This is a genomic window from Pedobacter sp. SG908 (assembly GCF_011759615.1).
Lineage (GTDB): Bacteria > Bacteroidota > Bacteroidia > Sphingobacteriales > Sphingobacteriaceae > Pedobacter > Pedobacter riviphilus.
On record NZ_JAAOYY010000001.1, the window covers coordinates 234,436 to 247,986 of the forward strand.

Sequence of the window (13,551 nt, forward strand, 5' to 3'; positions counted from 1 at the left end):
ACATTTATGGAGGAGATTAAATGCCTGAAAATTTCATGCTAAATAGATCTCTGAGAAATTATGAATAGATCTAAGATTGCTGATTGATCAAAAGTTTTTTATAAATGAGCAATCTTGGTTAAGATTAGTTAGTTAGAAAAACCGGTTAGCTGGATAGCACCGGTTTTTTCATTAATCTTAAGTTGCCATTTCTTTGTTGAACTCATCCAAATTTAACCAGTACTTTTTAATCAATACTTTAAAAAAAGGGCAATAATATATTATATTTTAACTTATATTTATACGGGGTAAGTCCTAATCAACTATTCGAATAAATAAATGCCTGTCGGATCATCAAATAATGAAAAAGCGCTTTCGGATGCACTTAGGGAAGGTGATGTCAACGCTTTTAATCTGCTCTATTTGAAGTACGACAGGAAAATCTATTATAACCTTAAAAAACTCGTTCATCTGGAGGATGTAGCTCTCGAATTACATCAGGATGTATTTTTGAAGGTTTGGCTAAACCGCGATAAAATAAATTCAGATTTCCCTTTTGAATCATTTTTGGTTACAATAGCTAAAAATATCGCTATTGATTTTTATAGGAGGGTACTGCGCGAAAAAAAGCTAATGGACCGGCTGATAAACATGACAACCGAAATTTATGATCCTGTGACTGATTTCATGGAGAATAAAGCACTTGGCGAAATTATTGAAGAAAGCATTAATAAGTTACCGCCAAAACGACAGATCGTATTTCGTTTGATCAAGTTAGAAAATAAGAGTTACGAATTCGTTGCTAATGAGTTAGGCGTTTCTGTAGGCACAATTAAAGATCATATGGCGAAAGCCTCAGCATTCCTAAAAGCTGAAATAAGCAAATACGATTCAGAACTGTTGGTACTTTCTTTCATAAGCCTGATTCGGATTTTTCAAAAATAGCACAACATGATTAATCGTGTTTCAGATGAGCCCCTTTGGATGAAAGGATTTTCTAGGGCAATGAAAGACGGGGCATTAACAAAATCCCCTCCCTCCAAAAAAAACAATAAATAAGGTATAATACTATAGCTAGCATAGATTTTTTCCTTTATAAGCGTATAGTAATAAAAAGGTGCATAAAATGAGTCGAAAAAAGGCTTAATATTTAAATTTAATGGGCCTTCAATCAAATATAATCGCAATAACTTTTTGAAATCAGTATGAAACTTGTAAAACTAAATTTATCAATTTTATTTATTGTTATCTCTTTTTCTGTATACGGAGAGGCATATACCGCAGTCAGGGAAATTGCGCAGCGCCGGGTTCCATGGCTTGTTTCATCCCTATCTTTCAGTGTTATACCAACAGAAACAGGCGAAGATATTTTTGAACTGTCCTCAGTTGGAAATATGGTGAATATCGCTGCTTCGAATTCAAATAGTGCGGCCTATGGTTTGGGCTATTATCTCAAGTATTACTGTAACAGAAGCATGTCTCATTTAGGAGATAATCTATCTCCGCTTCTTAATATCCCAAAAATCAATAAAAAGGTTAGGATATCTTCGCCATTTCGCTTTAGGTATGCCTTAAATTATTGTACCATTAGCTATTCAATGGCGTATTACAAATGGGCTGAATGGGAACGTGAACTAGATTGGATGGCACTGAATGGGGTGAACCTGATGCTTGCACCTGTTGGAATGGAGGCGGTTTGGCAGAATACATTAAAAAAATTAGGCTATAATAACAAGGATATCGGCGATTTCATAGCTGATCCTGCTTTTAGTGCGTGGTGGTTAATGGGAAACCTGGAAGGCTGGGGAGGCCCGATTACTCAGAGTGTAATTAATCAACAGGCCAAATTAGAACAACAGATCATTAAGCGTATGAGAGACTTAAAGATTGAGCCCGTAATGCAAGGGTTTTATGGCATGGTTCCAACAAGCCTTAAAAACAAGATGAAAGCGGGCGTGATAGACCAGGGTAAGTGGGCTGGAGGTTTTACACGCCCTGATTTTCTAATTCCTACTGATACAGCCTTTAGTCAGGTAGCTGATATCTATTACACAGAAATGAAGAAGCTTTATGGAGCTGATCTTCACTTTTTTGGCGGAGATCCTTTTCATGAGGGTGGAAACTCCAAAGGGGTTGATGTGAGTACGGCAGCTACCATTATACAACGAAAAATGGATCAGCACTTCTCAGGCAGTAGCTGGGTACTGCAGGGGTGGCAATCGAATCCTTCTGAAGCGCTACTTAATGGTTTAGATAAAAAGAAAACGTTAGTGATTGAACTATTTGGAGAAAACACCAATAACTGGGAAAAAAGAAAAGGCTATAATGGAACTCCATTTGTTTGGAGTAACGTAAGTAATTTCGGGGAAAAGAATGGTTTATATGGTAAGCTTCAACGCTTTTCAGATGAAGTGAACAGAGCTAAAGGGAGCGAGTATGGACAGTATTTAGCGGGTATTGGTATTATTCCAGAGGGGATAAACAATAACCCGGTAGCTTTCGATTTTATGCTTGAGCTTGGCTGGCATCAAAATCCTGTATCAGTAAAGAGTTGGATTAAGACCTATCAGGACTACCGCTATGGAAAAAGCAGTTCAAAAATGGACCAGGCCTGGCAGTTATTGTTGCAAACAGCCTATAGCAGTCCAGAAATTTATCAGGAAGGGCCTTCGGAATCTATTTTTTGTGCAAGGCCTGGTGTTGCTATTAAAACGGTTTCAACATGGGGAACCCGCAAAAGAAATTATAATCCGGAACTTTTTTTGGAAGCGGTAAAACTTTTTGTAGCGGCTGGTGATGATTATGCAAATGTTGAAACATATCAAACAGATAAGATTGATCTCGTGAGGCAGGTATTGGCCAATAAAGGAGATAAAAGTTATCAGAATATGATTGAGGCCATACAGGCAAAAGATGCGGTTGCATTTAAAAAAGAAAGTGCTGTATTCCAGAAACTGATACTCCAGCAGGACTCATTGTTGAGCTCAAGCAGGTACTTTTCTTTAAACCGCTGGTTGGAACAGGCTATTAATTTTGCGAAAACACCAGCGGATAGAGAGAGGGCTTTAAGAAATGCAAAAATTCAGATAACCTATTGGGGACCCGAAAATAATCCAAAGACAGATCTACATGATTATGCGCATAAGGAATGGAGCGGTTTGCTAGGCTCTTTATATCTGTCCCGCTGGCAGCGCTTTATTAAGGAGCAATTAGCTAAGATGGAAGGTAAGGAAAGCAATAGCCCCGATTATTTTGCCATGGAAGTGGCCTGGACAAAGTCGGCTGATACCTATAGGCTAAAGCCTATAAATGTTTCTCAGCTAAATAAATTGATTGATAATATATTAAAATAACTGGTTTTTATTCCAAGTAGTTCGCATATAATTAACTAAGAACAACCATTACTGACGAAAAAAATATGAAAATTAAATTTTTACCATTGCTTATATTTATCTGTTTAATAAATAATCTGTTGGCGCAAACTAAATCACAAGATCCAAAACACACTTTCGCTATTGAGGGCGGTAATTTTCTGTTAGACGATAAGCCGATTCAAATTTATAGTGGAGAAATGCATTATGCACGCATTCCAAAACCTTATTGGCGCCACCGCTTGAGAATGATGAAAGCAATGGGTTTAAATGCTGTGGCTACTTATGTTTTTTGGAATTACCATGAAACTGCTCCCGGGGTTTGGGATTTTAAGACTGGTAATCGAGATATCGCCGAATACATCAAAACTGCTCAAGAAGAGGGTTTACTTGTGATCCTTAGACCAGGCCCATATGTTTGTGCCGAATGGGAATTTGGCGGCTATCCATGGTTTTTGCAAAAGGTGCCAGGCATGATTATTCGTGGCAATAATCCACAATATTTAGCTGCAACAAAAGCTTATTTTACTGCACTGTACGGACAGCTTAAAAATCTTTTAATAACCAATGGAGGTCCAATCATAATGGTGCAGGGCGAAAATGAATTTGGGTCTTATGTGGCTCAACGTAAGGATGTTCCATTAGAAGATCATAAAAGGTATAGCGCAGCTGTATTTCAACAGTTAAAAGATATTGGCTTTAATGTGCCATTTTTTACTTCAGACGGAAGCTGGCTTTTTGAGGGTGGCGCATTACCAGGAGCTTTACCAACTGCAAATGGTGAAGATGATGTAACCAAGCTTAAGGAATTGGTGAATAAATACAATGGTAGTAAAGGACCTTATATGGTAGCAGAATTTTATCCTGGCTGGTTAGCCCATTGGGCAGAGCCTTTTCCTAAAGTTTCTACGCAAGCAGTGGTTAAGCAAACGCAAAAATATTTAGATGGTGGCGTATCTTTTAATTATTATATGGTACATGGAGGTACAAATTTCGGTTTTACATCTGGCGCAAATTATGATAACAAACATGATATTCAGCCAGATTTAACCAGTTATGATTATGATGCGCCAATTAGTGAGGCTGGTTGGGCTACCGAAAAGTACAATGCTTTAAGAGATTTACTGAAAAAGCCAGAAACTCCAGCTGTTCCGGCAAAAATTCCTGTAATTGCTATTCCGGATATTATTTTAACAAAAGCAGTTGATTTGGAAGATATTAAAAGTAAAATTACACCAGTAAATGACGATAATCCTTTAACTTTTGAAGCTTTAAATCAAGGACATGGCTACGTTTGGTACAGCAAAAAATTTAATCAGCCTATTAGTGGTAAACTAGAGTTGGCTGGTTTGCGTGATTATGCCATTGTGTATGTCAACGGAACTAAGGTTGCTGAATTAAACAGCTATTATAAAAAATATGATTGTGATATTGACATTCCTTTTAATGCCGTTTTAGATATTGTAGTTGAAAATATGGGACGAATTAACTACGGGGCAAAAATCATTAACAGTACAAAAGGTATCATTTCTCCGGTAATTATTAATGGACAAACTATTAGCGGAAACTGGAATATGTATAAGTTGCCTATGGAGGTTGTGCCTAATTTAGCCTTGGCAAAAAATACGGCAACAGTTGGAAGACCAGCTTTTTACGAAGGAAGTTTTTCTCTAACAAAAACTGGTGATACTTTTCTTGATATGCGTGATTGGGGTAAAGGTATCGTGTTTATTAACGGAATAAATATAGGACGTTACTGGAGCGTTGGTCCCCAACAAACGCTGTACCTACCAGGTTGTTGGCTAAAAAAGGGCAAGAATGAAATTGTAATTTTCGAGCAGAATAATGACACGCTACACAAAGTAATTAAATCTGTAGAAGTACCTGTATTAGAATTACTGAAGCCTTAAAGTATTAACCTAGATGATCTTCGATCATTCCTTTAAGAAGTTATTCCATCGTTTTGGGTGATTTTTTATGAAGTTGGATTACACTGCCTTAATGGGAGGCAGTGTAGATCACTATGCGCTGTAACAATTATTTAGCTGTGGCTTAATAAATTATCGGGTATAAAACGAAACAATATCTAAATTCCGTTAAAAGGAAATAATGCAGTATTACATTACTCAGCTGACTTTTTTCTAGTAAATGTTTTTCGGTTCAGTCAAACTTTTTTACAGCTTAAAACAATGGTTAGATAAAATCTGGCAGTGTTTTAATGTGTTCGGTTCTAAGGTAATGTTTTTCATCAACTGTTTTGAAAAACAGTGATTGCAGAGTTCAAATCTTGTCTATTAATGTCACAACGCTGTAATTATATACATAATATTAGCTTGGCACAAAAAAATCAAATTAAAAACTATAAAATCTATAGAAATTATATACATTTGTGCCGTTAATATATTTTTGACTTATCCAGAAAGACGGAGGGAAAAGGCCCTATGATGTCTTAGCAACCTGTTGCCAAATAAGGTGCTAAATCCTTCCCGTAAGGGAAAGATAAGAATAACTTTCTCCGGAAATCTGAATAAGCAGTGATGATTTAAAATTGAAAGATGAGTATTTATTTAGATAATGCAGCGACCACCCCACTTGCCAGTGAGGTTTTTACAGCCATGAAGCCCTTTATTTTTGAATCATTTGCAAACCCGTCTTCGGCACACGCTTTAGGCAGGTATGCCAGAGAAGCCGTAGAGCGATCGAGGGAAATTATTGCGGATACTTTATATACAGAACCAGGAAATATTTTCTTTACTTCTGGCGGAACCGAAGGCGATAATACAGCTTTACTTTCAGCAGTTTATAACCATAATATCCGGGTTGTTATTACTTCCAGATTAGAGCATTATGCTGTTTTAAATACGCTTAAAGCTTTGGCAGACAGTGGAATAATCAGATTGGTATATCTTGAAAATGACAGTAAGGGAAAATTATCGCTCACTGAACTGGATACTTTGCTCAAAAATGAAGAACCTGCGCTGATATCCTTGATGCATGGTAACAATGAAATAGGAAATTTGAATCCCATTTTAGAAATTGCCGATCTTGCTGAGCATCATGGTGCCATATTCCATTCAGATACGGTGCAAACTATTGGCCATATCGATATTAATACCCGCCGGCTGGCGCCCGATTTTCTGGTGGGCTCGGCGCATAAGTTTCATGGGCCGAAAGGTGTTGGTTTTCTATATGCAAAAGAACCGGCTAATCTGCGTGCTTTTATTAAGGGAGGAGGGCAGGAATCGGGAAAGCGGGCAGGTACCGAGAACGTAGCAGGTATTGTAGGGATGGCAGCGGCACTTCAGCATGCCTATGATAACCAAAACCTTTACGAAACATATATCCATTCACTTAAAAAAAGATTGCTTAACGGGCTTACAAGCCTTTCTGAAATAAACTTTAACGGTTATTCAGATCATCCTGATAAAAGCTTATCTACGGTATTAAGTGTTTCATTACCCGCATTGCCCAATGGTGCAGATTTGTTACGAACTTTAGACAGGGCAGGCATATTTGTTTCGGGAGGAAGCGCCTGTTCTTCCAATCATTCATCGCATGTTATTGAAGCATTGGGAACTGGTAAAAATGAAGAAACAATCAGGTTTTCTTTCAGCAGGTTTAATACCGAGGCTGAAATCGATGAAGTGGTTGCGCAATTGAACAACCTTTACCACAATCGCCAGGAACGGCCAAATCTTCTTTACGCTTAAAAATAATTCCTAATCATACACCCATAAATTAAACTGAAATGAAAAAAACACTACTCGTTGCAGTTGCTGTACTACCACTAGCTGCACTGGCACAAAAACCATTCTCGTTAAACGGAACCCTAAAAAATGATAAGGGGAATGAGAAAATTTACTTGAGCTATTCGAAAGATGGTAAATCGTTTTTAGACTCCACTGAATTAAAAAACGGCACTTTTGCTTTTAAAGGTGAGATCGCCGATCCGCTAAGGGCTTCGGTATATAAAAAGCCCGCTGAAAAGAATGGAAAACGCGATTTCTTGTCCATTTACCTTGAACCTGCCAATATTCAGCTGGTATCTGCCGATTCTTTAAAAAATGCATCGATCAGCGGGTCGAAAGTAAATGCCGATAATGAAAAACTTAAGGCTTTAACCAAGCCGGTTCAGGATAAACTGGCTGCAATAAATGGCGAATTTGGCAAATTAACCGCCGAACAAAAGAAAGACAAAGCCTTAACTGAGGCCATTTATAAGCGCTACGAAGCTGCAAGTAAAGAACTGGAGCCCATTTATATCGATTTTGCCCGTTCAAATCCGCAGTCTTACGTAAGTTTAACAGCTATCTCCCAGATTGCAACCAGCGAATCTGCTCAACCTGAGGCAGAAAAGGTTTATGCTGCATTGGGTCAGAACCTTAAAGACAGCAAATCGGGCAAAGACATCTCAACCTATTTTAATGCGGTAAAAAACACCAAAATAGGCCTTCAGGCTATAGATTTTACACAAAATGATGTGAACGACAAGCCAGTAAAATTATCTGATTTTAAAGGTAAATATGTTCTGGTCGATTTCTGGGCATCGTGGTGCGGTCCTTGCAGACAAGAAAATCCGAACGTAGTAGCTGCCTATAATCAATATAAAGACAAAGGCTTTACCGTTTTAGGGGTTTCTTTAGATCAGCCTGGTAAAAAAGAGGCCTGGTTAAAAGCCATTGCTGATGATCAGTTAACCTGGACACACGTTTCTGATTTAAAATTCTGGGATAATGCCGTAGCCAAACAATATGGAATCCGTTCCATTCCGGCAAATTTCCTTATCGATCCAAACGGAAAAATAGTTGCTAAAGGACTTCGTGGCGAGGCTTTAAAAGAAAAATTAGCTTCGTTACTTGATGCTAAAACCAAATAATCACTTTTAATTAAAATTTATAAAAAACAGAACCGAAAATGATAAAACCTGCTTTTACGCAAAGTGTGTAAAAGTTTACCGGATAAAAAAACAGGGGCGATTGAGGCCGCCCCTGAATAAGTGATTTATCACGGTATGTGACAACTAATGCTGAATTAATATTTAATCACTTAAAATCGAATATAATGAAAATATCCTAACTGTTTAGTTGTTTCTGCAACTTATTAGCGAAAATATATTCTAAGCCATTAGAAATATACGCTATATACACGTTTACGCCAGCACATTTTTTTGACACTTTAATATTAAAGGTTTAACAGCCCGTGTTAAAATCGGCTCTGGCGAATAAATAAATGCCGTTTGGCATCACTAATTATTATTAATCTTCATAAAGAAATGAAACGAAAATTACTTTCGCTTATTATACTATGCCTTGTCGTAACCTTTCCTGTATTTTCACAAAGTAAGGTGATTACTGGACAAGTTATTGCAGCCGAAGATGGTCTTCCTATCCCGGCTGCATCTATCCGGATTCCGGGAACAAAAGCAGGCTCGCAAACTGATGCAAACGGTAAATATTCCATCGTCGTTCCGGCATCTGCCAAAACCATAGAATTCAGCTTTCTGGGTTTCGCTACTATCCGCGAAAATATCAATGCCAGAACGGTAATCAATATCTCTTTAAAGTCAGACGCAACTGGTTTGGATGAAGTGGTGGTAACTGGATTTGGGCAAACCATTAAAAAAAGAGATATTACCGGGGCCGTATCCAGTATTTCTTCTAAGGAAATAGAAAAAGTGCCCTTGGTAAGTTTCGATAGAGCTATGCAAGGTACATTGCCTGGCGTACGCGTAAATACCAACTCGGGCACACCCGGCTCGTCGGTAAGTGTTCTAATCCGTGGTACGGGTTCATTTAATGCAAGTACTGCTCCATTATACATTGTTGACGGTATCCAGGTCAACTCAGGCGATTTATCCCGAAGCTTATCAACATCCAACATCCTCAGTAACATTAATCCCGATGATATTGAAACCATAGATGTTTTAAAAGATGCTTCATCGGCTTCCATTTATGGTTCACAAGCTGCAAACGGTGTGGTAATTATTACTACCAAACGTGGTAAAGCCGGTAAAACCGAATTCGATTTCAGCAGCTATTTTGGTTATGCCGAAGAGGTAGATCGTTTAGATATACTTAATGGACCGCAATGGTTATCGACTTACACCGAAGAATATGTTAACCGCTATGGCGCCAACAGTTCGCAGGTTATTGGCCCATCAGGCGTTAAGACCATTTTTGGTGCAGATCCGGCTGCAGCCCCAACTTATAGCTGGTACGATGCTGCTTACCGTAAGGGACACACTCAAAATTATCAGCTTACTGCCAGGGGAGGTGATGCTAAAACCAAGTTTTATATCTCGGCGGGTTTATTTGACCAAAAAGGTCAGCAAATACAACAGGACTTTAAACGGGGCACATTTAAAAGTAACCTCGAGCATAATGTAAATAACAGGCTTTCGCTCGAAGCCAATATCAACTTAAGTACCTTTACCCAAAATGGTACGCTTAGCGGTTCTACATTTGCAAATCCTTCATTTGGTTCTAACTTCCTCATTCCCACACAAGCAGTGTATACTGCAAGTGGTGATTATAACGAACCGCTGCTGGGCGCTGTGGCCACCAATCCTATAAAATCGGCTAATTACGATATCAATAAAGGTACCACCAACCAGTTGCAAGGGATTTTTGCTTTAAATTATAAGATTATAGATGATCTTAAATTCAGGGTTACCGGATCGATTGATTATGGCGATATCAAAGAAGACCGCTTTCAGGATCCTAGAACCAGGGATGGGGCTTCTGTCAATGGCCGTTATACTTTCCTGGATACCGAGTTTAAAAATTATCAAACCAATGCCACGTTAAACTACAGCCATTTGTTCGGTACCAAACATAAAGTTTCCGGATTGGCAGGTTTCGAGTATCGCCATCAGGTTAACAATACCATTACTACTCAAAAAACCGGATTCCCGAACTATTTATTCAGAACCCTGAACGGGGGTACTGTTCTGGCATCTATATCATCAAGTTTTACCGAGTTTAAAAATCTGGGTTACTTTGCAAGAGGCGAATATGCCTTTGATGATAAGTATATTGTGAATGGAACCATCCGTTATGATGGAAACTCACGCTTTGGCGAAAATCAAAAATTCGGGCTCTTTGGTTCGGGCTCATTAACCTGGAGACTGTCTAGAGAAAATTTCCTTAAAGATGTGAGATGGCTTAGCGACTGGAAAATCAGAACCAGTTATGGAAAAGTAGGCAACTCGGGTATTGGTAATTTTGCTTCTCTTTCTACCTTTGGTTCTAACCCAGGTTATAACGGGGTAGGAGGTATTTCACCTGGTGGTTTACCTAATGTAGAGCTTACCTGGGAAGATAGCTATACGCTCAATTTAGGAACTGATGTTTCGTTATTTAACAATAGGTTGAGTTTTACGGCCGAATTCTATAACAAGCTGAATAAAAACCTGCTCTTAACCCGCACATTGCCTAGTACAAGCGGTTATAGTGGCGTAAGTGATAATGCCGGCAAAATGCAGAATCGGGGTTTCGAATTTCAGATCAACTCCGAAAATTTAACCGGAAAATTTAAATGGAATACCTCATTTAATATTTCGTACAATAAAAACAAAGTCCTTCAACTGATTACAGACGATCTCGATCCGAGGTTTCAATTGGTTGGCAATTCGGTAAGCAGGATTTTATCTTATCAGTATGCCGGGGTGAATCCGGCTGATGGAAGGCCGCTTTGGTTAGATGCCAATAACAACCTTACCTATAACCTTACTACCAACGACAGGAAGATTATCGGAGATAGCCAGCAAAAATATTTTGGTGGTTTTACCAATAACTTTTCTTATGATGGTATTGGCCTTGATATTTTCTTCCAGTATGCTACTGGTTTCTTATTATTCGATCAAAACAAAAACTTTCTCGATAGTTATGCCAATGCGTCAAACAGAAGTACAGATGTATTAAGAAGATGGACAGCACCCGGGCAGATTACAGATGTTCCGCTGGCTTATACAGGAGGTAATTATGTGAGCGGTGGTGTGGCTTCGAGCGCTTATAGTACATCATCAACACAGTGGTATAAACCTGGCGATTACCTCAGGTTAAAAGAGGTAAGATTATCTTATAAACTGCCTAAAGATTTAATTTCTAAAGTCAGGTTAAATAATGTATTACTATATGCGACAGGAACAAATCTGTTAACCTGGACCAAGTATACTGGTATTGATCCTGAAACTGTATTATCTGATAATGGAGGGGTGCCACAGGCAAGAACCTATACCCTTGGTTTTCAAATTGGACTGTAAAAAATATCAAAATGAAAAAATACACATATATATTTATCTTCTTAATACTTTTGGGGCTTTCGGGTTGTAAAAAAACACTCGAAACTAGCCCGAAAGATTCCATAGCCTCATCACAGGCACTAACCAATATAACTGGTGTAAGCAGTTTGCTTAATACTGTTTACAGTAACCTAAGGGGAACTGGTTATTATGGACAGTCGTTTAAGATTAATCCGGATATCATGGCCGATAACATTTATCCGATTCCGGGGCTTAATTCCAATCGCTTGATCACTAATTCTATTAATGCACCGGGTGCGCACATGAGTCTTTGGGGGTTATACACCTCGGGTATCAACCAGGCAAATTTGGTGATTCAGGCAGTGGGCAATGTCGCTGGAAGTCAGGCAGACAAGAATAAAATTTTAGGTCAGGCTTATGGTCTCCGGGCCTTGTTTTATTGGGATCTGGTAAAACTTTACGGTTATAACCCCCAATTTATTGTTAACGGATTTAACCAAGGGGTACCGTTGGTTTTAAAACCTACGGCAACACTGGCAGATGTAGTTTTTCCGGCCAGAAACACAGTTGAAGAAGTTTATAAACAGGTTGAAACCGATCTTCTGGCAGCAGAAAGCCTGCTCGATAACTCGGCAGGAAACCGTTATGTAACCAAAACTGTGGCTCAGGCCATTTTATCGAAAGTTTATTTGTATTGGGGTAAATATACCGAATCTGCAACTTATGCTGATAAGGCAATTGCCACGGCAGGCTCTACTTTTGTGACGGGGCCAGCTTATACTTCGAGCTTTTATGCCGACAATAATCCAGAAGCCATATTCAATATTGTAATCACTTCAGAGCAATCGAATGGTAATGAATCTTTGCAGTCGTACTATGCCCAGTTTCCGGCCGATTACGGTAAACGCCAGGACCAGACAGCTTTTGATAACAATAGCGAACCGAAAGTGGGTTACGGTGATTTTACGCCAACGCCAGAGTTGCTGGCTTTATACGAAACAAACGATGTAAGAAGGGGAACAATTACTACCGGCAAGAAAAGTAATGTAACCGTTAATTATGTTCGTAAGTGGGTACCCACCAATGGGGTTAATTTTTTACAAAACATTCCATTACTACGGGTTTCTGAGCTATACCTGATCAGGGCTGAAGCCAATTTCAGGGCAGGCACAGCTATAGGTGCAACTGCACAAAGCGATTTGGATAAAATCCGCATCAGGGCAGGCTTAACCAGTGTACCTGTTTCGATAGCTGCAATTTTAAAAGAACGCAGAATTGAACTTGCTTTTGAAGGCGACCGGTGGTTTGATTTGGTGCGCCTAGGTCTTGATGTGCCCAAATCGAGCGCATTGGGTTCTATTGCACCCATTGCCTACAATACCGATTATAGAATCCTTGCGCCTATACCGCAATCAGACTTGAGCGTAAATCCAAATCTTATTAAAAATCCAGGTTATTAAAAATGATTAACAATATGAAAAGAATACAATTTCCGGCCATTTTAATACTGCTGCTTTTTCTTTTTAGCTGCAAGAAATACCGGGTAGAATACGATCAACCTTCGCAGGTAGAATTTAAACCCATTACCGCCAACTTGGCAAAAGGAACTTCGGCTGCCCCAGGTAGTGTAACCATTCTGGTGCAGTTAGTTGGGCCACAAAGAGATGCCGATGTAAATGTAGAGTACGTAGTAGATCCGGCTAGTACTGCTGTTTCTGGTACACATTATACCATATTGGGTACGATAGGGAAAATTACCATACCAGCCCATAGCAGTTCGGCTCAAATTGTACTCACGGCAATTCCAGCTAACTTGGATGCGGCTAAAAAGTTAATATTAACACTTAAAAACGGCGCTTTGCCAGTGAGTTCAAATTATAAAACTTCTACCATAACGCTTCAGTAATATGCCGGCAGCTTAATTGCTGCCGGCTTTAT

8 protein-coding genes and 1 riboswitch are annotated in these 13,551 nt (G+C 39.0%); all 8 genes read left to right on the plus strand.

What is annotated here, in order from left to right; all coding sequences use genetic code 11:
* The first annotated feature begins 318 nt into the window (after window positions 1-318).
* Complete coding sequence (locus tag FHT21_RS00945; protein WP_167292933.1) at window positions 319-924, plus strand: sigma-70 family RNA polymerase sigma factor; 606 nt, start codon at window positions 319-321, stop codon at window positions 922-924.
* Between the two features lie 260 nt (window positions 925-1,184).
* On the plus strand, window positions 1,185-3,332 hold the full coding sequence (locus FHT21_RS00950) for an alpha-N-acetylglucosaminidase (RefSeq protein ID WP_167292934.1): 2,148 nt from the start codon (window positions 1,185-1,187) through the stop codon (window positions 3,330-3,332).
* A gap of 65 nt (window positions 3,333-3,397) precedes the next feature.
* Window positions 3,398-5,260 carry a beta-galactosidase family protein gene (locus tag FHT21_RS00955; RefSeq protein WP_167292935.1) on the plus strand — a complete coding sequence of 621 codons (1,863 nt, stop codon included), beginning with the start codon at window positions 3,398-3,400 and terminating at the stop codon, window positions 5,258-5,260.
* A gap of 498 nt (window positions 5,261-5,758) precedes the next feature.
* Window positions 5,759-5,856, plus strand: a riboswitch (SAM riboswitch).
* A 49-nt stretch (window positions 5,857-5,905) separates the two neighbouring features.
* On the plus strand, window positions 5,906-7,060 hold the full coding sequence (locus tag FHT21_RS00960) for a cysteine desulfurase family protein (protein ID WP_167292936.1): 1,155 nt from the start codon (window positions 5,906-5,908) through the stop codon (window positions 7,058-7,060).
* Window positions 7,061-7,098: 38 nt separating this feature from the next.
* Window positions 7,099-8,226, plus strand: a complete 1,128-nt coding sequence (locus FHT21_RS00965) for a TlpA disulfide reductase family protein (protein ID WP_167292937.1) — start codon at window positions 7,099-7,101, stop codon at window positions 8,224-8,226.
* A 396-nt stretch (window positions 8,227-8,622) separates the two neighbouring features.
* On the plus strand, window positions 8,623-11,613 hold the full coding sequence (locus tag FHT21_RS00970) for a TonB-dependent receptor (RefSeq protein ID WP_167292938.1): 2,991 nt from the start codon (window positions 8,623-8,625) through the stop codon (window positions 11,611-11,613).
* An 11-nt stretch (window positions 11,614-11,624) separates the two neighbouring features.
* Window positions 11,625-13,073: a RagB/SusD family nutrient uptake outer membrane protein gene (locus FHT21_RS00975; protein WP_167292939.1), complete on the plus strand. Its 1,449-nt coding sequence runs from the start codon at window positions 11,625-11,627 to the stop codon at window positions 13,071-13,073.
* Between the two features lie 14 nt (window positions 13,074-13,087).
* Entirely contained in the window at window positions 13,088-13,519 is a 432-nt protein-coding gene (locus FHT21_RS00980) for a hypothetical protein (RefSeq protein WP_167292940.1), read from the plus strand.
* The last annotated feature ends 32 nt before the right edge of the window (window positions 13,520-13,551 follow it).

Coding starts and splice junctions, on each gene's coding strand:
- FHT21_RS00955 (WP_167292935.1), top strand. CDS start 3,398: ATGAAAATTAAATTTTTACCATTGCTTATATTTATCTGTTTAATAAAT.
- FHT21_RS00970 (WP_167292938.1), top strand. CDS start 8,623: ATGAAACGAAAATTACTTTCGCTTATTATACTATGCCTTGTCGTAACC.
- FHT21_RS00975 (WP_167292939.1), top strand. CDS start 11,625: ATGAAAAAATACACATATATATTTATCTTCTTAATACTTTTGGGGCTT.
- FHT21_RS00965 (WP_167292937.1), top strand. CDS start 7,099: ATGAAAAAAACACTACTCGTTGCAGTTGCTGTACTACCACTAGCTGCA.
- FHT21_RS00960 (WP_167292936.1), top strand. CDS start 5,906: ATGAGTATTTATTTAGATAATGCAGCGACCACCCCACTTGCCAGTGAG.
- FHT21_RS00945 (WP_167292933.1), top strand. CDS start 319: ATGCCTGTCGGATCATCAAATAATGAAAAAGCGCTTTCGGATGCACTT.
- FHT21_RS00980 (WP_167292940.1), top strand. CDS start 13,088: ATGAAAAGAATACAATTTCCGGCCATTTTAATACTGCTGCTTTTTCTT.
- FHT21_RS00950 (WP_167292934.1), top strand. CDS start 1,185: ATGAAACTTGTAAAACTAAATTTATCAATTTTATTTATTGTTATCTCT.